At 69.1% G+C, this 23,195-nt stretch carries 23 protein-coding genes; 14 read left to right on the top strand and 9 right to left on the bottom strand.

The genetic code is table 11. The annotated features are described in order from the left end of the window. Positions 1-35: 35 nt before the first annotated feature. Positions 36-1,256 (top strand): adenosylmethionine--8-amino-7-oxononanoate transaminase, encoded by a 1,221-nt coding sequence (locus tag IEZ08_RS17675; RefSeq protein WP_189242550.1) that lies wholly within the window; start codon positions 36-38, stop codon positions 1,254-1,256. Here IEZ08_RS17675 and IEZ08_RS17680 read toward each other — a convergent pair. Then, the gene (locus IEZ08_RS17680; RefSeq protein ID WP_068928246.1) at positions 1,213-2,508 is read right to left on the bottom strand and encodes an MFS transporter; all 1,296 of its coding nucleotides are present in this window, start codon (positions 2,506-2,508) and stop codon (positions 1,213-1,215) included. The two genes, IEZ08_RS17675 and IEZ08_RS17680, sit on opposite strands and share 44 nt — an antisense overlap. Before the next feature lie 136 nt (positions 2,509-2,644). On the opposite strand from IEZ08_RS17680, the gene idi reads away from it, so the two are divergent. Continuing rightward, complete coding sequence (idi, locus tag IEZ08_RS17685) at positions 2,645-3,226, top strand: isopentenyl-diphosphate Delta-isomerase (protein ID WP_068928245.1); 582 nt, start codon at positions 2,645-2,647, stop codon at positions 3,224-3,226. Positions 3,227-3,349: 123 nt separating this feature from the next. Here the strand turns inward: idi and IEZ08_RS17690 are convergent, their stop codons facing one another. Then, positions 3,350-4,429 (bottom strand): inositol-3-phosphate synthase, encoded by a 1,080-nt coding sequence (locus IEZ08_RS17690; protein ID WP_068928244.1) that lies wholly within the window; start codon positions 4,427-4,429, stop codon positions 3,350-3,352. A gap of 26 nt (positions 4,430-4,455) precedes the next feature. Beyond that, positions 4,456-5,166, bottom strand: a complete 711-nt coding sequence (locus IEZ08_RS17695; protein ID WP_068928243.1) for a PadR family transcriptional regulator — start codon at positions 5,164-5,166, stop codon at positions 4,456-4,458. A gap of 1,000 nt (positions 5,167-6,166) precedes the next feature. On the opposite strand from IEZ08_RS17695, the gene IEZ08_RS17700 reads away from it, so the two are divergent. Genes IEZ08_RS17700 through IEZ08_RS17710 form a run of 3 tightly spaced genes read left to right on the top strand, consistent with a single transcriptional unit; the run spans position 6,167 to position 10,929 of the window. Beyond that, positions 6,167-8,419: a transglycosylase domain-containing protein gene (locus IEZ08_RS17700; RefSeq protein ID WP_068928242.1), complete on the top strand. Its 2,253-nt coding sequence runs from the start codon at positions 6,167-6,169 to the stop codon at positions 8,417-8,419. Positions 8,420-8,472: 53 nt separating this feature from the next. Next, complete coding sequence (locus tag IEZ08_RS17705) at positions 8,473-9,735, top strand: glycosyltransferase family 87 protein (protein WP_229803218.1); 1,263 nt, start codon at positions 8,473-8,475, stop codon at positions 9,733-9,735. A gap of 18 nt (positions 9,736-9,753) precedes the next feature. Beyond that, on the top strand, positions 9,754-10,929 hold the full coding sequence (locus IEZ08_RS17710) for a mannosyltransferase family protein (RefSeq protein WP_189242506.1): 1,176 nt from the start codon (positions 9,754-9,756) through the stop codon (positions 10,927-10,929). A gap of 122 nt (positions 10,930-11,051) precedes the next feature. Here IEZ08_RS17710 and IEZ08_RS17715 read toward each other — a convergent pair whose 3' ends face one another. Further along, positions 11,052-11,810 carry a deoxyribonuclease IV gene (locus tag IEZ08_RS17715; protein ID WP_068928241.1) on the bottom strand — a complete coding sequence of 253 codons (759 nt, stop codon included), beginning with the start codon at positions 11,808-11,810 and terminating at the stop codon, positions 11,052-11,054. Between the two features lie 170 nt (positions 11,811-11,980). On the opposite strand from IEZ08_RS17715, the gene IEZ08_RS17720 reads away from it, so the two are divergent. Continuing rightward, on the top strand, positions 11,981-12,163 hold the full coding sequence (locus tag IEZ08_RS17720; protein ID WP_068928240.1) for a hypothetical protein: 183 nt from the start codon (positions 11,981-11,983) through the stop codon (positions 12,161-12,163). Positions 12,164-12,220: 57 nt separating this feature from the next. On the opposite strand, the gene IEZ08_RS17725 is transcribed toward IEZ08_RS17720, so the two are convergent. Further along, positions 12,221-12,550, bottom strand: coding sequence for a hypothetical protein (locus tag IEZ08_RS17725; RefSeq protein ID WP_084780834.1), 330 nt, complete (start codon positions 12,548-12,550; stop codon positions 12,221-12,223). A gap of 220 nt (positions 12,551-12,770) precedes the next feature. On the opposite strand from IEZ08_RS17725, the gene rpsF reads away from it, so the two are divergent. The 7 genes from rpsF (at position 12,771) to IEZ08_RS17760 (ending at position 17,293) form a co-directional block, all read left to right on the top strand. After that, on the top strand, positions 12,771-13,061 hold the full coding sequence (rpsF, locus tag IEZ08_RS17730; protein WP_068928239.1) for a 30S ribosomal protein S6: 291 nt from the start codon (positions 12,771-12,773) through the stop codon (positions 13,059-13,061). A gap of 76 nt (positions 13,062-13,137) precedes the next feature. Then, positions 13,138-13,716 carry a single-stranded DNA-binding protein gene (locus IEZ08_RS17735; RefSeq protein ID WP_189242507.1) on the top strand — a complete coding sequence of 193 codons (579 nt, stop codon included), beginning with the start codon at positions 13,138-13,140 and terminating at the stop codon, positions 13,714-13,716. Positions 13,717-13,825: 109 nt separating this feature from the next. Then, the gene (rpsR, locus tag IEZ08_RS17740; RefSeq protein ID WP_012895699.1) at positions 13,826-14,062 is read left to right on the top strand and encodes a 30S ribosomal protein S18; all 237 of its coding nucleotides are present in this window, start codon (positions 13,826-13,828) and stop codon (positions 14,060-14,062) included. Positions 14,063-14,076: 14 nt separating this feature from the next. After that, positions 14,077-14,523 carry a 50S ribosomal protein L9 gene (gene rplI / locus IEZ08_RS17745; RefSeq protein WP_068928237.1) on the top strand — a complete coding sequence of 149 codons (447 nt, stop codon included), beginning with the start codon at positions 14,077-14,079 and terminating at the stop codon, positions 14,521-14,523. Positions 14,524-14,722: 199 nt separating this feature from the next. Then, entirely contained in the window at positions 14,723-15,613 is an 891-nt protein-coding gene (locus IEZ08_RS17750; protein WP_189242508.1) for an ABC transporter substrate-binding protein, read from the top strand. A gap of 40 nt (positions 15,614-15,653) precedes the next feature. After that, entirely contained in the window at positions 15,654-16,499 is an 846-nt protein-coding gene (locus tag IEZ08_RS17755; RefSeq protein WP_068928235.1) for an amino acid ABC transporter permease, read from the top strand. Beyond that, a complete protein-coding gene (locus tag IEZ08_RS17760; RefSeq protein WP_275424726.1) occupies positions 16,496-17,293 on the top strand; it encodes an amino acid ABC transporter ATP-binding protein in 798 nt (265 codons plus the stop codon). The genes IEZ08_RS17755 and IEZ08_RS17760 overlap by 4 nt, the downstream gene beginning before the upstream one ends. On the opposite strand, the gene IEZ08_RS17765 is transcribed toward IEZ08_RS17760, so the two are convergent. The 4 genes from IEZ08_RS17765 to IEZ08_RS17780 form a co-directional block, all read right to left on the bottom strand. Then, positions 17,290-17,535 (bottom strand): helix-turn-helix domain-containing protein, encoded by a 246-nt coding sequence (locus IEZ08_RS17765; protein WP_068928234.1) that lies wholly within the window; start codon positions 17,533-17,535, stop codon positions 17,290-17,292. The genes IEZ08_RS17760 and IEZ08_RS17765 overlap by 4 nt on opposite strands. After that, entirely contained in the window at positions 17,535-18,032 is a 498-nt protein-coding gene (locus IEZ08_RS17770; protein WP_189242509.1) for a DUF2975 domain-containing protein, read from the bottom strand. The genes IEZ08_RS17765 and IEZ08_RS17770 overlap by 1 nt, the downstream gene beginning before the upstream one ends. Before the next feature lie 183 nt (positions 18,033-18,215). After that, positions 18,216-19,730 (bottom strand): APC family permease, encoded by a 1,515-nt coding sequence (locus IEZ08_RS17775; RefSeq protein ID WP_229803220.1) that lies wholly within the window; start codon positions 19,728-19,730, stop codon positions 18,216-18,218. Between the two features lie 216 nt (positions 19,731-19,946). Then, the gene (locus IEZ08_RS17780) at positions 19,947-21,242 is read right to left on the bottom strand and encodes an MATE family efflux transporter (RefSeq protein ID WP_068929308.1); all 1,296 of its coding nucleotides are present in this window, start codon (positions 21,240-21,242) and stop codon (positions 19,947-19,949) included. Positions 21,243-21,819: 577 nt separating this feature from the next. Between IEZ08_RS17780 and dnaB the strand changes: the two genes are divergently transcribed. After that, positions 21,820-23,175: a replicative DNA helicase gene (dnaB, locus tag IEZ08_RS17785; RefSeq protein WP_068928231.1), complete on the top strand. Its 1,356-nt coding sequence runs from the start codon at positions 21,820-21,822 to the stop codon at positions 23,173-23,175. Positions 23,176-23,195: the final 20 nt, after the last annotated feature.

Below are 23,195 nucleotides of genomic sequence, written 5' to 3' on the forward strand. Positions count from 1 at the left end.
CGGACCGGTGCGCCCTTTAGGGTGGCGGCGTGGACGTGCTGAGCCTTGATCGCGATCACGTGTGGCACCCCTACGCCGCGACGCCCCCGGCCGTGCCGGTGCACCAGGTGGTGCGCGCCGAGGGGGTACGGCTGACGCTCGCCGACGGGCGGGAGCTGGTCGACGGGATGTCCTCGTGGTGGGCGGCGATCCACGGCTACAACCACCCGCGCCTCAACCAGGCGGTCAAGGACCAGCTCGGGGACATGGCGCACGTCATGTTCGGCGGCCTCACCCACGAGCCCGCCGTACGGCTGGCGCACCGGCTGGCGGACATGACCGGCCTGCCGAAGGTCTTCCTCGCCGATTCCGGGTCGGTGGCCGTCGAGGTCGCGATCAAGATGGCCTTCCAGTTCACCGGGAGGAGCCGCCTGCTGACGGTCAGGGGCGGCTACCACGGGGACACCTTCGGCGCGATGGCCGTGTGCGATCCGGTCAACGGCATGCACCACCTGTTCTCCGGCGCGCTCCCGGAGCACGTCTTCGCCCCGCGCCCGCCCGCGGCCTACGACGGGGGCTACCTCGCGGAGCTGGAGGAGACCGTCGCCCGGCACGCCCGCGAGCTGGCGGCGATCATCGTGGAGCCGGTCGTCCAGGGCGCGGGCGGCATGCACTTCTACCACCCGGCCTACCTGCGCAGGCTCCGGGAGCTGGCCGACGAGCACGGCGTCCTGCTGATCGCCGACGAGATCGCCACCGGCTTCGGCCGTACGGGGGAGCTGTTCGGCTGTGACCACGCCGGGATCAGGCCCGACATCATGTGCCTGGGCAAGGCGCTGACCGGCGGCTACCTCTCCCTGGCCGCGACGTTGTGCACCGAGCGGGTCGCGGCGGGCATCGGCGTGCTGATGCACGGGCCGACGTTCATGGGCAACCCGCTGGCCGCGGCGGTCGCGGGGGCCTCGCTCGACCTGCTGGCCGAGCGGCCCTGGCGGGAGGAGGTCGCCGGGATCGGGCGGGGGCTGGCCGAGGGCCTGGCCGGGGTCGCCGGGCTCCCGGGGGTGAAGGACGTGCGCGTGCTGGGCGCGATCGGCGTGATCGAGACCATCACACCCGTCGATGTCACGAAAATTCAGGACATCGTGATGCGACATGGCGTCTGGCTCCGGCCGTTCGGCCACCTGATCTACACCATGCCGCCCTACGGGATCGGCGACGACCTGGAACGGATCACTACCGCGATGACGGCTGCGGCGCGGGCACTGGGCGCGGAGTGACGACCCGGTAGAGCACCGCCCCGCCGACGTACCCGGCGGTGATGAGGCCGAGCACGGGCAACGACCTGCCGTCCGGCGGCAGCAGCAGCGCCGCCAGGGCGGCGGCCAGCACGTAGCTGCCGTTGAAGAGCATGTCGTAGATCGAGAACGCGCGCCCGAGGTAGGCGTCCTCGATGTCCCGCTGGACCATCGTGTCCGCGCAGATCTTGATGCTCTGTCCGGCGATGCCGAGCACGAAGCCTCCGACGGCGAAGCCCCACTGCTGGAACGGCGCGCACAGGGCGAACGTCACGACCCCCGCCGTGACGAGCATGGCCGGGATCCACCGCTGGATGCCGAACCGCTCGGTGGCCCACGGCGTGACCAGCACGGCCAGGAAGTAGCCCACCCCCGAGGTGGCGACCACCACGGTCACCGCGTCCAGCGCGTCCTCGGAGCTCTCGGCGAAGTAGTAGCGCGAGAGCATCACCAGCATCGCCGTGCACATGCCGTACATGAACCGGTGGGTCGCCATCGCGCCCATCGCCGCGGCGGCGGCCCGGTGGTGGACGAGGTGCCGCGCGCCGTCGGCCAGTCCGCTCAGCACGTGCCGTACGGCCTCACGGGCCTGCGGCCGGTTCGGGTCGTAGGCGGGGCCGAGCAGCTCGCGGCGCATCGTCCTGGCGATCAGCGCGCTGAGCCCGAAGATGAGCCCGGAGACGACCATGAGCACGGCGATGCCCTGGTCGTCGGCTCCGAAGACCTTCCTGAGCAGATAACCGACACCCACACCGACGAAGGTCAGCACGGTGCCCGAGGTGGGGGTGACCGCGTTGGCCACCATCAGCCGGTCCGACGGGACGACGTGCGGGAGCGAGGCCCCCAGCGCGGCCAGGAAGAAGCGGTTCACGCCGAGCACGCAGAGCGCGGCGGCGTAGAAGATCCAGTCGGGCACACCGGAGATGAGCAGGGCACCGGTGGCCAGCAGCAACGTGCCGCGGATCAGTGGCGCGAAGACCAGGATCTGCCGCCGGGACCAGCGGTCGATGAACACGCCCGCGAACGGCCCGAGGACGGAGTACGGCAGCAGCAGCACGGCCAGGCCCGCGGCGATCTGGACGGCGCTGGTGCTCTTCTCCGGGCTGAAGAAGGCGAAGCCGCCCACCGCGAACTGGAAGATTCCGTCGGAGAACTGCGAGACCAGGCGGGTGCTGTACAGCCGCCGGAAGTCCCGCCCCCGCAGGACCACACGCAGATCGGATACGAACGACACCCGCCCAGCCTATGTGTGCCGCTCCCGATCACAGCATCGGGAACATCCCTGATATCTCAAACGACATACCCGGCCCTTTCATGACCTATCGTCGATCAGGTGTGATGAGCAGACATGATCACGTACCCTCGGTCGAGTGACACCTGATGAGCACGTCGTCCTTGTCGACGCCGACGGAAACGCGATCGGCACGGCGCCCAAGGCGGCGGTGCACGGCACCGACACCCCTCTCCACCTCGCCTTCTCCAGCTACGTGTTCGACAGGAACGGCAGAGTGCTGCTCAGCAGGCGTGCCCTGCACAAACTCACCTGGCCGGGCGTGTGGACCAACAGCTGCTGCGGCCACCCCCTCCCGGGCGAGCCGCTCCCGGACGCGGTGGTCCGCCGGCTCTCCTACGAGCTCGGGCTCCGGGTCGACCGGGTGGACCTCCTCCTGCCCCGCTTCTCCTACCGCGCGGTCATGGACAACGGCATCGTCGAGCGCGAGCTCTGCCCGGTCTACCGGGCCGTCGTCTCGGCCGAGGCGGCGCCCAACGCCGACGAAGTCGACGATGTGCGCTGGGCGCCCTGGAAGGAGTTCGCCGACGACGTGCTCCACAACGGCATGGCGATCTCCCCCTGGTGCCGCGAGCAGCTTCCCCACCTCGACGGCCTCGGCCCCGACCCCCTCCTGTGGCCCGCCGCCGACCCCGCCGACCTCCCCCCGGCCGCCCGCTGACTCACCCCGCCCGCACGACCCGCCGCCTGTACGGCGCCGTGCCGGATGGGACCGTACCGGGTGGGAAAGGCGAGAGCCCCCCGCCTGGAAGGGGCGGAGGGCTCGGTGCGGAGGAGGGGAGCGTCAGCGCTCGACCTCGCCGCGGATGAACTTCTCGACGTACTCGCGGGCCTCGTCGTCGGAATACTGCTCCGGCGGGGACTTCATGAAGTAGGAGGAGGCCGAGAGGATCGGGCCGGCGACGCCCCGGTCGAGGGCGATCTTGGCGGCGCGGACGGCGTCGATGATGATGCCGGCGGAGTTGGGGGAGTCCCACACCTCCAGCTTGTACTCCAGGTTCAGCGGGGTGTCGCCGAAGGAACGGCCCTCCAGGCGGACGTAGGCCCACTTGCGGTCGTCCAGCCACGGCACGTGGTCGGACGGGCCGATGTGCACGTCGGCCTTGCCCATCTCGTGCGGGATCTGCGAGGTGACCGACTGGGTCTTGGAGATCTTCTTGGACTGCAGGCGCTTGCGCTCCAGCATGTTCATGAAGTCCATGTTCCCGCCGAAGTTGAGCTGGTAGGTACGGAGCAGCTCGACCCCGCGGTCCTCGAACAGCTTGGCCATCACCCGGTGCGTGATGGTCGCCCCGACCTGGGACTTGATGTCGTCACCGACGATCGGCACCCCGGCCTCGGTGAACTTCTCCGCCCAGACCGGGTCGGAGGCGATGAACACCGGCAGCGCGTTGACGAAGGCGACCTTGGCGTCGATGGCGCACTGGGCGTAGAAGCGGTCGGCCTCCTCGGAGCCCACCGGCAGGTAGGACACCAGCACGTCCACCTGCTTGTCCTTCAGCACCTGGACCACGTCGACCGGGGCCTCGTCGGACTCCTCGATCATCTCCTGGTAGTACTCGCCCAGACCGTCGAGGGTGTGGCCGCGCTGCACGGTGACCCCGGTCGGCGGCACGTCGCAGATCTTGATGGTGTTGTTCTCGGAGGCGACGATGGCCTCGGACAGGTCGCGGCCGACCTTCTTGGCGTCGACGTCGAAGGCGGCGACGAACTCGACGTCACCGACGTGGTAGTCGCCGAACTTGACGTGCATCAGGCCCGGCACCCGGGTGGCGGGGTCGGCGTCCTTGTAGTAGTGCACCCCCTGCACCAGCGACGAGGCACAGTTGCCTACACCGACAATGGCTACGCGCACCGAACCCATGGCACTCGCTCCCCTTGTTCTAATCGTCAGTTGTCTTCCGGGGCGGCCTGCCGACCCGGTGTATCAGTTCCGGACGCGGACGCCCGGGAGGTTCCTTCGTGTACGGCGGGCCGCTCGCGGCCCGCGTCATCCGCCGCCGGCTCCTGCCGCTGTCCGCTTCCGGCCGTGCGCGGGCCCTCGTTCGCTTCCTGCCGCTCCGTCGCGATCAGCTCGTTGAGCCACCGCACCTCGCGCTCGACCGACTCCAGGCCGTGGCGCTGGAGCTCGAGGGTGTAGCTGTCCAGCCTTTCCCGGGTGCGGGCGAGGGCCGTGCGGACGCTGTCGAGTCGCTCCTCCAGGCGGCTGCGCCGGCCTTCGAGGATGCGCAGGCGCACCTCGGCCTCGGTGTGCCGGAAGAAGGCGAAGTGGATGCCGAAGCTCTCGTCCTCCCAGGCTGACGGGCCGGCCTGGGTGAGGAGCTCCTGGAGCCGCTCCTTGCCCTCCGTGGTCAGCCGGTAGACGATCTTCGATCGGCGGCCGGCGAGGGGGACCGTGCTCTCGGGCGGGGGTTCCTCTTCGGCGATGAGTCCGTCGGCCAGCAACTGGCGGAGGCAGGGGTAGAGCGACCCGTAGGAGAACGCGCGGAACATCCCGAGCAGGGAGTTGAGGCGTTTGCGCAGCTCATAGCCATGTAGCGGGGTCTCGTGCAGCGACCCGAGCACGGCGAGCTCCAGCACGCCACCGCGTCCACCGGCCACTGGAAACCACCACCTCTCGCGTCGATGTATCGAGCCGATACATCAGAAGGATACGTCGGCTCGTCATATCGCTGCAATCGGCAACTTTCCTGAGAGGTTGGGAGCAAACGCAAAAAAGCCGTAGTCTGGCGGCTATGTGGTCACATGGAGCAGGAGTGAGCTCTGGCTCGCATGCGCTCGTGACCCATCACGAATACGGGGAATTCCACGTCCGTGAGGGAGAGGTCTGCCAAGGTTGCTCCCGAAGCCACCAGACGGTCTCGGCCGTCCATGGGAACGGAGATCCCCCAGAACAGGTCGGCTACCAGTGAACCAAGGCGCTGAGATCTCCGGCTATCAGGAGGTAATCTCACCCGCCTGCACACCGTTGTAGACCCTGATGACCGAACGAGGACGCGTGAGTTACAGCAACAGCTATGACCCGGAGCCGAACGGGGGCCAACCGCGCCCCGACGGGTCGGCTCGCCCGGGGCGGCGCCGTCGCTCGAACCCAGGAGCCGCTCCCCGTACCGTCCCCCCGTTCCCGGCGGCCCAAACCGGCGACATGAGCCGGGGGGCTCCCCAGGGACGGCCGCAGGGACACGGTCCCCACCTCGCCGCCCCGGTCCCCCCGCAGGGGACGTCCCCCGTCCCCCGGCCCGGTCAGGTTCCCGCACCCCGGCCGGGTGCGGCTCCCGACCCGCGGCAGGGTACGGCCCCCGGCCGGCGGCCGGGGCAGGGCGGGACGCGTCAGCGGGACACCGCCCCCGCGGGACGCCGCTCCGAGGCAGCGTTCGAGGACACCCAGGCCATGCTCGCCTCGCAGGCGGGCGGGGGCCGCCCCCCGGGATCCGGCGCAGGTGACGCCGGAGGCGGGCGGGGGCGGGGCGGACGCGGACGCGGTGGCTCCGGCGGTTCCAGTGGTCCCGGGGGTCCCGGCGGTCCCGGAGGTCCCGGGGGTCCCGGCGGTCCCGGGGGTCCCGGCCGGAAGCGGGCGGGCAGGCAGGGCTGGAAGCGCTTCGTGCCCAGCTGGAAGCTGGTGATGGCGAGCGGGGCCGTCCTCGCCGCGGGCGTCTTCGGCATGGTCGCGGTGGCCTACGCCAACACGCCCGTCCCCACCGTTCCGAAAGCCGACGTGAACGACCGGGAAAGCATCATCTACTACCGGGACGGCAAGACCGAGATCGCCCGGATCGGTACCAAGCGCGTCCCGGTGACCATCGACAAGATCCCGGAGCACGTCCAGGACGCGGTGATCGCGGCGGAGAACCGCAGCTTCCGCGAGGACGGCGGCATCGACTTCTCCGGCATGGCCCGGTCGGTCTGGAGCACGGTCAGCGGCACCCAGGTGCAGGGCGCCTCGACGATCACCCAGCAGTACGTCCGCAACTACTACGAGGGCATCAGCAAGGACGTCTCGATCCAGCGGAAGGTCAAGGAGATCTTCGTCGCGGTCAAGGTCAGCCGCGAGCTGGACAAGAGCGAGATCCTCACGCGCTACCTCAACACCATCTACTTCGGCGACGGCGCCTACGGCATCCAGGCCGCGGCCACGACCTTCTTCGGCAAGAACGTCTGGCAGCTCACGGTCCCCGAGGCCGCCTACCTCGCCGGCCGCATCCAGAACCCCAGCCGGTTCGACGCCCTGGAGAAGGCGAAGAACTTCGCCGCCACCAAGGAGCGCTACGGCTACGTGCTCGGCGGCATGGCGACGATGAACTCCGCCGCCTACGGCAAGTACACGAGCGCCCCCTTCGAGGAGCTGAAGTTCAAGAAGAGCAAGAGCAAGGAGATCTACCGGGGCCTGCGGGGTTACATGCTCAACATCGTGCTCCGGGAGCTCGAGAGCCGGCACATCACCGAGGAGGAGCTGGAGACCGAGGGGCTCAAGGTCGTCACGACCTTCGACCGGGACATGATGCTCGCCGCGAAGAAGGTGGTGAACGCCAAGACCAAGGGCCTGGACCCCACCATCCACGCCACGGTCGCCTCGGTCGATCCCAAGAACGGCCGGGTGCTCGCGTTCTACAGCGGCGACGACTTCATCGAGTCCTCCGTCAACCGCGCCTTCGACACCACCAAGCAGGCCGCCTCCGCGTTCAAGCCGTACGTCCTGGCCGCCTGGCTGGAGGCCGGGCACTCCCTGAACAGCTACGTCGACGGCAAGAGCCCCATCAAGATGCCGGGCACCACGCCGATCCAGAACTCGGGCAACCAGAGCTTCGGCGCGATCGACATGGTCAGGGCCATGGCCAGCTCGGTGAACACGGTCTTCGTCCAGATGGGCGACGTCGTCACCCTGGAGGAGGTGGCCAAGGTCGCCAAGGCCGCCGGGGTCGGCGAGCAGGCCAAGATCAACCCGAGCTACCGCGGCATGAACGGCGTGGACTACGCCGTCGAGGAGCAGAAGTACCAGGTCACCATCGGCAGCGCCTCGGTCACCGCGGTCGAGCAGGCCGCCGGCTACTCGATCTTCGCCAACGAGGGCAAGCACGTCCCGTGGCACACGGTCAAAGAGGTGAAGCAGATCAAGGACGGCCTCGTCCTGCTGCCGGAGCTGCGTCCCGAGCGGCAGGTCATCAGCCCCGACTCGGCCGCCGACGCGACCGTCGCCATGCAGGCCGTGGTCAAGACAGGCACCGGCACCGCCGCCAACCTGGGCACGCGCCCGGTGGCCGGCAAGACCGGCACCAACAACGGCTACAAGGACGCCTGGTTCGTCGGTTACACCCCGCAGCTCGTCACCGCGGTCGGCATGTCCAAGGACGTGCCGTACACCCCGGACGGCAAGCGCAGGGTCAAGGTGGACAAGTACGGCCTGCCGAAGAACGACAAGGCGGAGGTGATCTGGAAGGAGGAGGAGATGCCCGCCTTCATCGGCGGTGGCGGCACTCCCACCCAGATCTGGCACGACTACATGGCCATCGTCACCGCCAAGGACGAGGTCGTGCAGTTCCCGCCGAAGGCCGGCGTCGGCATCCCGAAGAACCTGGCCACGCCCAAGCCGTCGCCCAGCCCGACGCCCAGAGACCCGTTCGGCGACGACACCGAGAACCCCACTTTCGAGTGGCCGGACGACGAGGGCGACGACAACGGCGGTGGCGGGGAGCCCCAGGACTGCCTGCCCTGGGACGGCTCGTGCGACAACCGCGACGGCGGCGGGGTCGGGGAGGGCACCGAGGGTGACGTCGGAAACTCCCGGGGAACCGCGGTCACGCCGACCCTCACCCCGACACCGACCCCGGCCCCGACACCGAGCGGCCGACGGCCTTGATGAAGAACATCGAGCGAGTCCGGACTCCTCTGTCCGATCTCGGCACACGCGCGGTGCCGTACGTGCCCCTGGCCCTGTTCGCGGGGCTGGGGGCGGTCCTCGCCTATCTGTGGAAGTGGCCGTGCCGCTTCAACGGGGCCTGGAACGACGGCACGCTCCAGTTCACGAACTTCTGTTACACCGACATCTATCCGCTGTGGTGGAACGAGAAGCTGCACCAGGGCAAGGTCCCCTACTTCGACTACCCGGTCGAGTACCCCGTCGGCATCGGCGGGATCATGGAGTTCTTCCGGCGGATCATCCCGGGTGACCCGGGGAGCCTCGAGGCCGGGACGATGTTCTACGACCTCACCGTGATCCTCATGGCGATCTGCCTGGTCGTCGGCGTGCTGATAATGGCGGCGCTGGCCGGTCCGGCCCGCCGCTGGGACGCGCTGTGGTACGCCCTGGCCCCGGCTCTGATCCTCACCGCCTACATCAACTGGGACCTGGCCGCCAACGCGCTCGCGCTGGGCGCGCTGCTCGCCTGGTCCAAGCGGCGGCAGTGGCTCGCCGGCGTGCTGCTGGGCCTGGCGATCGCCACGAAGTTCTACCCGCTGATGTTCCTGGGCCCGCTGTTCCTGCTGGCCTGGCGGACGGGCCGGTGGAAGCCGTTCCTGCAGACCCTCGGCGGCACAGTGGGCGCCTGGCTGGTCGTCAACGTCCCGATCATGATCCTCGCCTTCGACGGCTGGAAGCGGTTCTACGTCTTCAGCCAGGAGCGTCCGGCCGACTGGGGGTCGATCTGGTACTTCTTCCAGCAGAAGGCCTGGCCGTTCCTCGGTGAGCCCGACCGGCTCGACACCCTGGGCGTCCTGTCGCTGGGCGCGTTCTGCGCCGGCATCGCCGTACTGACGCTGACGGCGCGCAACCGGCCCCGGCTGGCGCAGCTCTGCTTCCTGACGCTGGCCGCCTTCATGCTCACCAACAAGGTGTGGTCACCGCAGTACGTGCTCTGGCTGATCCCGTTCGCGGTGCTGGCCCGGCCGAACTGGAAGCCGATCGCCCTGTGGATGGTCGCGGAGTGCTGGTACTTCTTCGCGATCTGGCTCTATCTGGTCTCGTTCCAGGAGGGCAAGGCACACCTGGGGATCTCCGGTGACACCTACTTCACCGCCGTGTGGGGACGGGCGATCGCCATCTTGATCATGATGGTCTTCGTGGTGCGGGACATCCTGCGGCCGGAGAAGGACGTGATCAGGAAGGATGGGGCCGACGACCCGGCCGGAGGCGCCTTCGACGACGCGCCGGACCGGTTCCGGCTCGCGCTCACCTGATCTCCGGGTACGGGACGCATGGCCGCCTCCGTCAAGCACGCGCACGCCGACGGGCCCGGACCCGAGCCCGGGTCCGGACCCGGGGCCGAGAGGGAGCGCGCCGCCACGGTGGAGGCGCTGGTTCTCTGGTTGTTCTCCCGCCTGGGAATCATCACGCTCGTCGCCGTCGTGGGGGCCGCGGCCGCGGCGAAGGGAGAGGAGGCCGCGCCGTTTCTGAAGCAGTGGAGGTATTGGGATGCCAACCTGCTCATCGTCATCGCCGAGCACGGCTACGGCGGGGACCCGGCCGGTGAGCCGGACAAGGGGCTGCCCGCCTTCTTCCCCGGCATGCCGCTGGCGCTGCGCGCGGTGACCCTGATCACGGGCGACTGGACGCTCTCCGGGCTGCTCATCTCCTTCGTGGCGGGCGCGGTCGCGGTGGTCGCGCTGGCGCGGCTGGCCGAGTTCGAGGGACCACCCGGGGCCGGCTGGCGGGCGGTGCTGGCGCTGCTGCTCTGGCCGATGTCGGTGTTCCTGTTCGCCGGATACAGCGAGTCGTTGTTCCTGGCCTTCGCGATCCCGGCCTGGCTGGCCGCCCGCAAGGGGAACTGGCCGCTGGCCGCGGCGCTGGCGGCGGGCGCGTCCTGCATGCGCATCACCGGTCTGTTCCTGGCCCTGGCGCTGATCGTGGAGTTCGCCTCCCAGCGCCGGCCGGTACGGCAGGCGCCCTGGCTGCTCCTGCCGTTCCTGCCCCTGCTCGCCTACTCCGCCTACCAGTACGGCAGGACGGGCGACTGGCTGGCGTGGAAGCACGCGCAGGAGGCCAACTGGGGGCGGACGCTGGTGTGGCCGTGGGAGTCGCTGGCGACCACGTGGCAGACGGCCATGTCGGAGGGGCACTTCGCCTGGGCGTTCCGGATGGAGATCGCCGGGGCGGTCGTCGGGGTGACGCTCGTGCTGATCCTGCTGTACCTGCGGCGCTGGAGCGAGCTCGTCTACGTGGGACTCCAGGTGGGAGCGCTGATCTGCTCGGCGTACTACCTGTCGATCCCGCGCTCGGCGCTGCTGTGGTGGCCGCTCTTCCTGCTCGCCGCCCGGCTGAGCACGCCGGGACCGCGCTGGAGGACGGCGCTCATCGCCGCGTACGCGCTGGTCATGGGCCCGCTGATGGTCCTCAACACCATGACGTTCACGGAGGGTGCCTGGGTGGGATGAGGCGCTTACCCCTTTCCCAGGGAAAGTAATCCATGGAAGTTATCCACAGGCTGGGGATTTCCTCGCGGCCCTGTGGATAACTGTGGATAACCGTGGATCAGGGGCTTTCCGGAGAAAGCAGATCAGAGGCTCTTCCTGAGGAAGGCGATGTCGTCGGCCTGTCCGGCAGACGGGGTCTCCACCACGATCGGCGCACCGGCCTTCCGGCACACGTCGAGGATGAGGCCGGTGTCGATCCGGCCGGCGCCGAGGTTCGCGTGCCGGTCCGCTCCGGAGTCGAACGCGTCACGCGAGTCGTTGCAGTGGATCAGGTCGATCCGTCCCGTGATCGCCAGCACCCGCTCGACCACGTCGGACAGTTCCTCCCCGCCCGCATGGGCGTGGCAGGTGTCGAGACAGAAGCCCACGTCGAAGCCGTCCAGCGCGTCCCAGAGCCGGGCGATCCGCTCCAGCTTCCTGGCCATCGCGTTGCCGCCGCCCGCGGTGTTCTCGATGAGGACCGGGACCTCGTGCTCCTCCAGGCGCTCGAACACCTTGCGCCAGTTGTCGAACCCGTTCTGCGGATCGTCCCCGGCGCCCACGTGCCCGCCGTGGACGACCAGCCCCTTGGCGCCGAGCTCGGCCGCGGCCGCCAGGTGGGAGCTCAGCAGCTTGCGGCTGGGGATGCGGATCCGGTTGTTGGCGGTGGCCACGTTGATGACGTAGGGGGCGTGGACGTAGACGTCCACGCCGGAGCCGGCGATCTCCCTCGTCTTCTCGCCGATGACCGGGCCCTTCCAGCCCTGCGGGTCGCCGAGGAAGAACTGCACGACCTCGGCGTCGCGTGCCCTGGCGTGCGCCAGCGGGTCGTCCTGGTCGACGTGGGCTCCGATACGTGGCATGTGTCCGAGCGTAGCTGTTTCACCGCTCTCGCTTGAGACGGTTGAGCGCTCCCGTCCGGGGCCGTTCCACGCTCTCTCCTCCTGATCCGTTTCACCGCCCCGTCCCAGGGCAGTCGCAGAGCGCGCCCCACCGCCCGCGACATGCGGGCCATCCCCCCGAGGAGTCGTCGATGGCTTACCGGTACCGCAGAGGAATCAGCCTGATCGGCCTCATCTACATTCTGATCGGCCTCTATGTGGCCTGGGTCTACGACTACATCACCCCCGGACTGCTGCGGGACATCGCCGAAGCGCTGCTCGCCGTCCTGCTCTGGTTCCTCGTCCTGCTGGGTGTGGACCTGCACCTCGGCTGAGGGGCCCGGCCCGGGAACCGAGGATCCCGGTCCGGGAGCTGAGGGTCCCGGACCGGGTCACGGCATGAAACCGCCGTGGAAGATGCCGAAGGCCGCGCCCACGAACGAGCTGACGATGCCCACGATGTTCAGGCCGCGCTCCCTGGTGGTCGCCGAGATGTACTGCGAGTAGAGGCCTCCGAAGAAACCCACCGCTCCGGCCCACGACGCGATCACGTGCGCGGCCGGGGAGAGACCGGAGACGAAGGCGACCAGGCCGAGCACGAGGGTGCTGACGCTCATGATGTTCTCGACGGGATGCCGCTGCCCATCGGTGTTCAGGGTGAACATGGAGGGTTTCCCGGTGGAACCGATCGTTTTCCCGGTGGGACGGATGGCGTGCGACATGAATCACACCTCCCCTTTCCTCTGGTACTGAGGTTCCCTGCCGGATGTCCGCCCAACCCTTGACGCCCTGGTAGGCTGGCGCTGCTACGTCGAATGGGTGTGCTATAGACCGCCCCTCCGCCCGAGCGCCGACCTGGGTGCCCGCGGCGAAGACGTCAGCGTCCTCCTGTCACGGCACGGTGTCGTGACCGCAATAGTCCAGAGGAGGTTGGAAGCCAGCATGCGTCGTTACGAAGTGATGGTCATCCTGGACCCTTCGCTCGATGAGCGCACCGTGGCCCCTTCCCTCGACCAGTTCCTCTCTGTCGTCCGCAACGACGGCGGCACCGTGGAGAAGGTCGACGTGTGGGGTCGTCGCCGGCTGTCCTACGACATCGCCAAGAAGCCCGAGGGCATCTACGCCGTCATCGACCTGACCGCGGAGCCCGCCACGGTCAAGGAGCTCGACCGGCAGATGAACCTCAACGAGGGCATCCTGCGCACCAAGGTCCTGCGTCCGGACGTGCACTAAACAGCGGCATTTTGTCGGGCGTCAGCCGTAATCTGAGCCGATAACCAGCAAGGCCGCAGGAAGGGCAACGCTAGCCATGGCAGCAGGCGACACTCAGATCACCATCGTCGGCAACCTCGTCGACGACCCGGAGCTGCGCTTCACCCCCGCGGGGCAGGCGGTGGCCCGGTTCCGCATCGCATCCACTCCGAGGTTCCTGGACAAGCAGACCAACGAGTGGAAGGACGGCGAAGGCCTGTTCCTGACCTGCAACGTCTGGCGGCAGGCGGCGGAGAACGTCGCCGAGAGCCTGCAGCGCGGTATGCGGGTCATCGTTCAGGGACGGCTGCGCCAGCGGTCCTACGAGACCAAGGAAGGCGAGAAGCGCACGGTCTACGAGGTCGAGGTCGACGAGGTCGGCCCCTCGCTCCGTAACGCCACCGCCAAGGTCAACAAGACCGCCCGTCAGGGCGGTGGAGGCGGTGGAGGCGGCTTCGGCGGCCCGGCCAACGACCCCTGGGCCTCCGCGGCGCCCGCCGCCCCGCAGGGCGGCTACAGCGGCGGCGGCGGTGGCGGTGGCTACGGCAACGCCCCCCAGGGCGGCGGCGGTGGCTACGGCAACGGCCCGCAGGGCGGCGGCTTCGGCGGCGACTTCAGCGACGAGCCGCCCTTCTAACGCCTTTTCGGACGGTTCCCCTGGGACCCTCCGGGATCGCACCATCCAGTCCCCAGTATCCGCAGCGACCATTCCCGCCCGACGGCGGGGCTCTGAAAGGAGCACCACGATGGCCAAGCCGGCACTGCGCAAGCCTAAGAAGAAGGTTTGCCTGTTCTGCCACGACAAGATCTCATACGTCGACTACAAGGACACGGCGCTGCTTCGGAAGTTCATCTCCGACCGCGGCAAGATCCGTGCCCGCCGGGTGACGGGCAACTGCACCCAGCACCAGCGTGACGTGGCGACCGCTATCAAGAACGCTCGTGAGATGGCGCTCCTGCCGTACATGAGCACCGCGCGCTAAGGAGGTCCGGACAGATGAAGCTCATTCTCACCAGTGAGGTCACCGGCCTCGGCACTCCCGGCGACATCGTCGAGGTCAAGAACGGCTACGGCCGTAACTACCTGCTTCCCCGCGGCTTCGCGATCCTGTGGACGCGCGGCGGCGAGAAGCAGATCGCCTCGATCAAGAAGGCGCGCGACGCCCGCGAGATCCGCGACCTGGGCACCGCCCAGGAGGTCGCCGGCCAGCTCAAGTCCCTGAAGGTGGTCCTGAAGACGAAGGCCGGCGAGTCCGGTCGCCTCTTCGGCTCCGTCACCACGGGCGACGTCGCCGAGGCCGTCAAGGCCGCCGGCGGCCCCACGCTGGACCGCCGCCGTATCGAGATCGGTAACGCGATCAAGAGCCTCGGCGCCCACCGGGTCACCGTGAAGCTGCACCCGGAGGTCTCCGCCGCCCTCGACATCGAGGTCGTCGCGGCCTGACCGCAGGCGTGAGCGAGGGCCCTTCCCCGATTCGCGGGGAAGGGCCCTCGTCGTTTCCCGGCCCCGGGACGCCTCCGGGTGGTTTTCGGGACCGCTCCGGGGGCTGCGGGCGGTTCCGCCGCCAACGGCGGAGCCGCATCACCGGTGACCGGGACAGGTCCCTAGAATTCTGGGGTCGCTCATTGACTGGAGGTTTGCCATGGTCCGTCCCTCGACACTGCTCGCGCTCGGTGTCCTCGCGGTAGCCACGGCGGCTTGCGCCCCGGCCTCGGAACCGACCCAGGCGAGCCCCTCCGGCGCGGCCAGCCCCTCCGCCGCGACGGGTTCGCCGGCCCAGGCCTGCGCCAAGGACCGGCTCGCCCTGAAGACCGCCGGCAAACTGACCGTCGGCACGGACAAGCCCGCCTACGAGCCCTGGTTCAAAAACGACGACCCCACGAACGGTGAGGGGTTCGAGAGCGCGGTCGCCTACGCAGTCGCGACCCGCCTCGGCTTCACCAAGGACGAGGTCGTCTGGGAGACCGTGAAGTTCGACACGGCGTTCGCCCCGGGCCCCAAGAAGTTCGACTTCGACATCAACCAGGTGTCCATCACCCCTGACCGGGCCAAGGTCGTCGACTTCAGCAGCGGTTACTACACCGTCAAGCAGGCCGTCGTCGCGGTCGAGGGTTCGGCGTTCGCCTCGGCGAAGGACCTGGCCTCGCTGAAGGACGCCACGATCGGCGTGCAGGTCGGCACCACCAGCCTCCGGGCGGTCAAGGACGTCATCCAGCCCTCCGCCGAGCCCAAGGTCTACAACGATCAGGTCGACGCGGTGAACGCGCTGAAGAACAAGCAGGTGGACGCCATCGTGGTGGACCTGCCGACGGCGTTCTACGTCACCGCCGCACAGGTCGAGGACTCGGCGATCGTCGGCCAGTTCAGCGCCACCGGCGGCACGCCGGAGGAGTTCGGCCTGGTCTTCGAGAAGGGCAGCACGCTGGTCACCTGCGTCAACACGGCCATCGACGAGCTCAGGTCCTCGGGCGAGCTCGCGAAGATCGAGGAGCAGTGGCTCAGCGCCGCCGCCGGCGCCCCGGAGCTGAAGTGACCCACCCCGGTCCCGGGCACCGGCTCCGGGAGGGAAGGGCGTGAGCGAGGTCACCTGGGTCAAGAGTGAGCGGCAGCTCCAGCGGGAGAGGCTCCGCCGGGTCCGGGCCGTGCGGTCGGGCACGGTCGCCACCGTCTCCACGATCGTCTTCCTCGGTGTGCTGGCCGCGGTCGTCACCAATTCGCCCGGATGGCCGCGGGTGCAGGGAGCCTTCTTCAGCCCCGAGGCCTTCGCCGAGGCCTGGCCCGACGTGCTCGACGGGTTCTGGACGAACGTCCGGATCTTCCTGATCGCCGAGCCTCTGATCCTCGCCCTCGGCCTGCTCGTCGCCCTGGTGCGCACCCTCCGGGCGCCGGTGTTCTTCCCGCTGCGGGCCCTGGCGGTGGCCTACACCGACGTGTTCCGTGGGGTGCCGACCCTCCTGGTGATCCTGCTGGTCGGCTTCGGCATCCCGGCGCTCAACCTGCAGGGCGCGCCGAGGGACGAGGTCACGCTGGGCGTCATCGCGCTGACGCTCTCCTACGGGGCGTACGTCGCCGAGGTGTTCCGCGCCGGCATCGACTCGATCCACCCCAGCCAGCGCGCCGCGGCCCGTTCCCTCGGGCTGAGCCACGGCAAGACCATGCGCTACGTGATCCTGCCCCAGGCCTGGCGCAGGGTGGTGCCGCCGCTGCTCAACGACTTCGTCTCGCTGCAGAAGGACACCTCCCTGGTCTCGACCATCGGGGTGATCGAGGCGCTGCGCCAGGCGCAGATCTACGCTTCGGACAAGTTCAACTACACCCCCTATCTGGCGGGGGCGCTGCTGTTCGTCCTGCTCACCATCCCCATGGCCCGCTTCACCGATCATCTGGCGGCCCGTTCGCAGAGGAGGCGCGGCCAGTGAGACACGACCGCATCGAGGGCGGCGGGGAACCGGGCGGCGGGGAGCGGGAAGGCCCCGTCCTGGCCGTCGAGGGTCTGTGGAAGAACTACCACGGCACCCCCGTGCTGCGCGGGATCGACCTGTCGGTCGAGGCGCACGAGGTGGTCTGCCTCATCGGCGCCTCCGGCTCGGGCAAGTCCACGCTGCTGCGCTGCGTGAACCTGCTGGAGACCGTGGACGACGGCACGATCCGCCTGGACGGGATCGAGATCACCGACGTCCGGGTGAAGGCTGACGACGTGCGCAGACGCATGGGCATCGTCTTCCAGGCGTTCAACCTGTTCCCGCACATGACCGTGCTGGACAACATCACGCTCGCCCCGCGCAAGGTGCACGGGGTCGCCCGCGCCGAGGCCGAGGAGCGGGCGCGCGAGCTGCTGGACAGGTTCGGCCTGGCGGGCAAGGCCGGTGCCTACCCCGACCGGCTCTCCGGCGGACAGCAGCAGCGCGTGGCCATCATCCGGGCCCTGGCCGTACGGCCCCGCCTCATGCTGCTGGACGAGGTCACCTCGGCACTGGACCCGGAGCTGGTGACCGAGGTGCTCGGCGTCATCAGGGAACTCAAGGCGGGCGGGATGACGATGATCCTGACCACCCACGAGATGGGCTTCTGCCGGGAGATCGCCGACACCGTCTGCTTCCTCGACGGCGGCGTGCTCCTGGAACGCGGCACTCCCGAGCAGATCTTCACCGATCCCCGGGAGCCCCGGACCCGTGAGTTCCTCAAGAGCGTGCTCGACGCCCGCAGGATCTAGGGGGCGTCCGGCTCCAGGGCGTCCGTCTCCGGGACGCCTGCGGTCTCCCAGCGCAACAGGTCTCCCGGCTGGCACTCGAGCACCTCGCAGAGCGCGGCGAGTGTCGTGAAGCGCACCGCCTTGGCGCGGCCGTTCTTGAGCACCGCCAGGTTGGCGGGGGTGATCCCGACGCGCTCGGCGAGCTCGCCCACGGACATCTTCCGCCTGGCCAGCATCACGTCGATGTCGACGACGATCGGCATCAGATCACCTCGTCCAGCTCGGCCTGCATCTGCGCCGCCTCGGCGTCGCGCGCGACGGCCTGGGCGAGCAGCATCCGCAGCACCAGCACGACGAGCGCGACGCCCAGGACCGCCAGGCCGAACCCGCCGATCAGCAGGACGATGCCCGGGGCGACGGGGTCGCCCGGCGCCAGGACGAAGCCGAGCGCGAACACCAGGAGCGCAGCCGCCACGATCGCGCCGATCACGATGTCCACGTACCGGAAGGCGGCATGGGAGAACACCGTCCCGCGCCGCACCATCGTCACCAGCCGCCATACGCAGACCAGGACGACCTGGACCGACACGACGCCCAGAAGCGCGATCACGATGAGCGGGATGCGCAGGTACGTGAACTCCGTGTTGAGCCCTTCCAGGTCGGCGGCCAGCAACGGCACCATCACCGCCTGGACGAACACCGAGCCGGCGAGCAGCGCCACGAGCACGGCTCGCAGCGCGTGCACGGTCAGTCTTCCCATCGTCCCTCCTTCGATCGAGTAGCGATGGAAATCTATCGATATTCGATATGTACGGCAAGGCGGGGGGTCAGCGCAACCCTTACGCCGGTCCAACCTTCACGCTTTTGCGCCGGTCTATCGAGTGACGCGTCCCCGTCCTCGGCCGGCCACCGGGACGTCACCCGGGGAGGCCGCCGGATCGGATCAGCGGCGGTGCCGCCCCCTCAGACCGCCCCTGACCGCGACGGGGGGTTCGAGCGGCGGCCGGCCGCCCGCCAGCGCACTCTTGCGCCTGCCGTACGCCAGATAGACGAGGAGTCCGAAGGTCATCCAGGCGAGGAAGTACAGCCAGGTGATGACCTGGAGGTTCACCATGAGCCAGAGGCTGGCGAGGATCGAGGCGATCGGCACGTAGGGGGAGAGCGGGGTACGGAAACCCCGGGGCAGGTCCGGCATCGTCCGGCGCATCCTGATCACCCCGGCGGCCACCGCGACGAACGCGAACAGGGTGCCGATCACGACCAGCGGTTCCAGCGTGAGCACCGGTACGAACTCGGCCAGCAGGATCGCCAGGACGCCGATGACCAGGGTGGCGGTGGTCGGACTGTGGTAGCCGCGGTTGATCCTGGCCAGCGGGCGCGGGAACAGCCCGTCACGGGCCATGGAGAAGACCACCCGGGTCAGGCCGACGAGCAGGACCAGGACGACCGTGGTGAGGCCGAGGACCGCGCCGATGTTGATGACGTGGACCATGAACCCCTCACCCGCCTGGCGGAAGGCGCTGGCGAGCGGGGCTTCGACGTTGATCTCCTTGTACGGGGTCATGCCGACCATCACGATCGCGACCGCGATGTAGATGACCGTGGTGATCACCAGGCCCCGGATGATGCCCTTCGGAACGGAGCGGGGGGCGTCCTTCGCCTCCTCGGCGGCGGTGGCCACGACGTCGAATCCGATGTAGGCGAAGGTGATCGTGGCGGCGGCGGCGAAGATGCCGAACCAGCCGAACGCGGTCGTCTGGCCGAACGCCAGGCCGAGCAGCGGGGAGTCCAGGGCCGCGGACGCCGTCTTGATCGGTTCTGCCGGGGCCGGGATGGCGGCGAGGTTGTCCTGGTCGAAGTGGGTGGCGCCGACGACGATGACCGCGCCGATCGCCGCCAGCTTCGCGATGACGATGATCCACAGGGTGCGCAGGCCGACCCGGGCACCGAGCGCGACGACTCCGGTCAGCAGCACCAGGATGAGCAGCGTGAACAGGTCGAATCCCCGCTCCTGGCCGATGACCCCGGACAACGGTTCGGGGATCCGCACACCCAGATCCACGAGCATCTGGGCGGCGTAGAGGGACCAGACGCGCGAGACCACCGCGGCGGCCAGCAGCAGCTCCATCACCAGCGCCCAGCCGACGATCCAGGCCCACACCTCGCCGAAGATGACGTAGGCGAAGGTGTAGGCGCTGCCGGAGGCCGGCATGGCCGACGACAGCTCGGCGATGCAGAAGGCCACGAGCAGGCTGGTGATACCGGCGATCATGAAGGAGAGGATCACGCCGGGTCCCGCCATGGTGGCCGCCTGGCGGCCGGCGACGCTGAAGATGCCTGAGCCGATCATGACGCCGATGCCGAGGACGACGAGGTCGGTCTGCCCGTACGCGGCGGGCAGGGCGTGGCGCGCGCCGGTCCAGCGTCCTGTCGCCTCGCTCGGAGGGAGACGGCGCACGATAGATGAAGAATGACCTTCGAGCACGATGCGGCCAATCGTGACGGTACAACGCCTTTGTTGCCGGACCCGTTTCACAGTGCCGTAGGGGATGGGGCGGTACAAGAGGTATGCGATTACGTGGTGGACACCTCCGGGTCACGTGCCGATCACCGCTTGGGCAGCTTTCTGTGCACCGACGGCTACATGTGCGGTGACCTCACCGCCGGACGTCCCTCACGCACCGGTCACCAGCCACCGGTCGCCTCTCGCGCGCAGCCCCAGGGTCACCAGCCGGGCCGCCATCCACACCCCCAGCGCGACCCAGAGCGCGGCCAGGCCGCCCCCGGAGACGAGTACCAGCAGCACCGCGGGCAGATAGGCGATCGTCGTCCACACCCCCGCCCACGCGAGGTAGGACTGGTCCCCCGCGCCGATCAGCACGCCGTCCAGGACGAACACCACCCCGGCGATAGGCTGCAGGAGTGCCGCCACCCACAGCGGGGCGGGCAGTTCCCCCGCCACCGCCGCCTCCGCGTCGAACAGGCCGGGAAGGAACGGTCCCGCCGCGATCGTCAGCAGGCCGAGGACCACCCCGGAGGCGACACCCCAGACGATCATCCGCCGGGTCGCGGCCCGTGTCCCGGCCGCGTCGCCGGAGCCCAGCGCGTGGCCGGTGATGGCCTGTCCGGCGATGGCGATGGCGTCCAGGGCGAAGGCCAGCAGGGTCCAGATCCTGAAGATGATCGTGTGGGCCTCGATCTGCGCCTCTCCCATCCGGGTGGCCGCGGCCGTGGCGATGATCAGTACGGCCTGCAGGCACGCCGTACGGATCACCAGGGCCGCTCCCGCCGTCCCGGCGGCCCTGATCCCGGCCAGATCGGGCCGGAACGGGGCCCGGTGGCGCGCGAACATCATGACCAGATAGACCCCCGCGGCGAGAGTCTGGGCCAGGACGGTACCCCAGGCCGAGCCCGCGACGCCCCAGCCGAGCCCCAGCACGAAGACGACGTTGAGCAGCGCGTTGAGCACGAAGCCCCCGACGGAGACCAGCAGCGGCGTCACGGTGTCCTGCATCCCGCGCAGCACCCCCGTCCCGGCCAGCACCAGCAACATCGACGGCACGCCGAGGAGGCTGATCCGCAGGTAGACGATCGCCTGCCGGGCCAGCTCGCCCTCCGCTCCGAGGAGGTGGACGAGGGACGGCGCGAGCGGCCATATCACCGCGATGGCGGCCAGGCCGACCCCCGCGGCCAGCCAGAGGCCGTCCATCCCCTGGCGGATCGCCCGCCGGGTGTCGCCCGCGCCGATCTGCCGGGCCACGGCCGCGGTGGTGCCGTAGGCGAGGAAGATGCACAGGCCCACCAGGGCGCTCAGCACCGTGCTCGCGACGCCCAGCGCGCCGAGCGCGGGCGCCGGGAGGCGGCCGACGATGACCGTGTCCGTCAGCAGGAACAGCGGCTCGGCGATCAGCGCTCCGAAGGCGGGGACGGCCAGCTTGAGGATCTGCCGGTCACGGACATCGAGAGTAATGGCCACAGCCTTATTTTGCTTCTTACATCCCGACGATCTCCATGGGGGTGACGACGTCCCGGGGGGAAGAGAGGGGGCGGCTGCGCACGGGACCGGGGAAAAACGGGGGTCGGCCGTGCGCGGGGCCGGGGTGGCGGGCCCGAGGGGGCGGGGTCAGTGGACGGCCGGACGATGGACGACCGGACGATGGACGACCGGACGGTGGACGACGAACGATCGGACGGGAGGACGGGAGGACGGGAGGACGGGAGGACGGGAGGACGGGAGGACGGAGCGACGGGAGGACGGAGCGGCGGACGAGCCATGCGAAACCGGTCTCGGCGTGTCGCTCCAACTTTCTTTCCTCCACAGCCGGTGGATGAAGTCATCCCTGGTGAGCAGGGCATCCCGGGTTGTGGATAACTATTGTCCACAGGGCTTTCCACAGGCTGCCCACACCCCTGCCGGGGAACTCCACACGTTATCCACAGCCTTGTCGACAGGCCGCGTTGCCACTCGGTTCGGAGAGCGGCGAAACTGTCATACCGGTCGGCTACAACTGGGGATGGCAGGACCGTGAACGAAGGGGGGTGCGCGGGTGAGCCTTGTGGAGCCACCAGTCTTCGAGCCGGGGTTCGAGCGCACGCCGCCGAACAACATCGAGGCCGAGCAGTCGGTCCTCGGAGGCATGCTGCTGTCCAAGGACGCCATCGCCGACGTCGTCGAGATCCTGCGTTCCGACGACTTCTACCGCCCCGCCCACCAGCTCGTCTACGACATCATCACCGATCTCTACGGGCGCGGTGACCCCGCCGACGCCGTCACGGTCTTCGGCGAGCTGCAGAAGCGCGGGGAGGTCGCCCGGGTCGGCGGCGCCGCCTACCTCCACACGCTGACCTCCGTCGTGCCCACCGCCGCCAACGCGGGCTACTACGCCCGCATCGTCCGCGAGCAGGCCATCCTCCGCCGCCTCATCGAGGCCGGCACCCGCATCGTCTCCTACGGCTACGGCGGCCAGGACGAGGAGGTCGACGACCTGGTCGACCGCGCCCAGGCCGAGATCTACAAGGTCACCGAGCGGCGCACCTCCGAGGACTACGTCCCCCTGTCCGAGATCATGCCGGGTGCCCTCGACGAGTTGGAGGCCATCGGCAGCCGGAGCGGCCAGATGGTCGGCGTCCCCACCGGCTTCCAGGATCTCGACTCCCTCACCAACGGCCTCCACCCCGGCCAGATGATCGTCGTGGCCGCGCGCCCCGCGATCGGCAAGTCGACTCTGGGGCTGGATTTCGCGAGATCTGCCGCTATCAAGCACGGCATGACGACTGTCGTGTTCTCGCTGGAAATGTCCAGGAATGAGATCACGATGCGTCTGCTCTCGGCGGAGGCCCGGGTGGCGCTGCACTCCATGCGGTCGGGCTCGCTGACCGACGACGACTGGGCGCGGCTGGCCCGGCGGATGGGCGAGGTGGCCGAGGCGCCGCTGTTCATCGACGACTCGCCGAACATGTCGATGATGGAGATCCGGGCCAAGTGCCGCCGCCTGAAGCAACGTAACGACCTGCGCTTCGTCATCATCGACTACCTCCAGCTGATGTCCTCGCCGAAGAAGACCGAGAGCCGCCAGAACGAGGTCTCGGAGATCTCCCGTGCGATCAAGCTCCTCGCCAAGGAGCTGGAGGTCCCGGTCATCGCGATCTCCCAGCTGAACCGTGGCCCGGAGCAGCGAACGGACAAAAGGCCTATGGTTAGCGACCTTCGCGAGTCCGGATCGATCGAGCAGGATGCGGACATGGTCATCCTTCTCCACCGGGAAGACGCATATGAGCGCGAGTCCCCCCGCGCGGGAGAGGCCGACCTGATCGTGGCCAAGCACCGTAACGGCCCCACCGCCACGGTGACGGTGGCCTTCCAGGGCCACTACAGCCGCTTTGTGGACATGGCCACGCACTGACACGGCGGATGGCCGGACGA

This window comes from Planobispora rosea (genome assembly GCF_014648175.1).
Lineage (GTDB): Bacteria > Actinomycetota > Actinomycetes > Streptosporangiales > Streptosporangiaceae > Planobispora > Planobispora rosea.

What these genes read in the sequence shown, in the direction of transcription:
- rpsR (WP_012895699.1), top strand. Translation starts at nt 13,826, where the DNA reads ATGGCCAAGCCGGCACTGCGCAAGCCTAAGAAGAAGGTTTGCCTGTTC.
- IEZ08_RS17720 (WP_068928240.1), top strand. Translation starts at nt 11,981, where the DNA reads ATGGCTTACCGGTACCGCAGAGGAATCAGCCTGATCGGCCTCATCTAC.
- IEZ08_RS17725 (WP_084780834.1), bottom strand. Translation starts at nt 12,550, where the DNA reads ATGTCGCACGCCATCCGTCCCACCGGGAAAACGATCGGTTCCACCGGG.
- IEZ08_RS17770 (WP_189242509.1), bottom strand. Translation starts at nt 18,032, where the DNA reads ATGGGAAGACTGACCGTGCACGCGCTGCGAGCCGTGCTCGTGGCGCTG.
- IEZ08_RS17735 (WP_189242507.1), top strand. Translation starts at nt 13,138, where the DNA reads ATGGCAGCAGGCGACACTCAGATCACCATCGTCGGCAACCTCGTCGAC.
- rplI (WP_068928237.1), top strand. Translation starts at nt 14,077, where the DNA reads ATGAAGCTCATTCTCACCAGTGAGGTCACCGGCCTCGGCACTCCCGGC.
- IEZ08_RS17750 (WP_189242508.1), top strand. Translation starts at nt 14,723, where the DNA reads ATGGTCCGTCCCTCGACACTGCTCGCGCTCGGTGTCCTCGCGGTAGCC.
- IEZ08_RS17765 (WP_068928234.1), bottom strand. Translation starts at nt 17,535, where the DNA reads ATGCCGATCGTCGTCGACATCGACGTGATGCTGGCCAGGCGGAAGATG.
- IEZ08_RS17715 (WP_068928241.1), bottom strand. Translation starts at nt 11,810, where the DNA reads ATGCCACGTATCGGAGCCCACGTCGACCAGGACGACCCGCTGGCGCAC.
- IEZ08_RS17710 (WP_189242506.1), top strand. Translation starts at nt 9,754, where the DNA reads ATGGCCGCCTCCGTCAAGCACGCGCACGCCGACGGGCCCGGACCCGAG.
- IEZ08_RS17690 (WP_068928244.1), bottom strand. Translation starts at nt 4,429, where the DNA reads ATGGGTTCGGTGCGCGTAGCCATTGTCGGTGTAGGCAACTGTGCCTCG.
- rpsF (WP_068928239.1), top strand. Translation starts at nt 12,771, where the DNA reads ATGCGTCGTTACGAAGTGATGGTCATCCTGGACCCTTCGCTCGATGAG.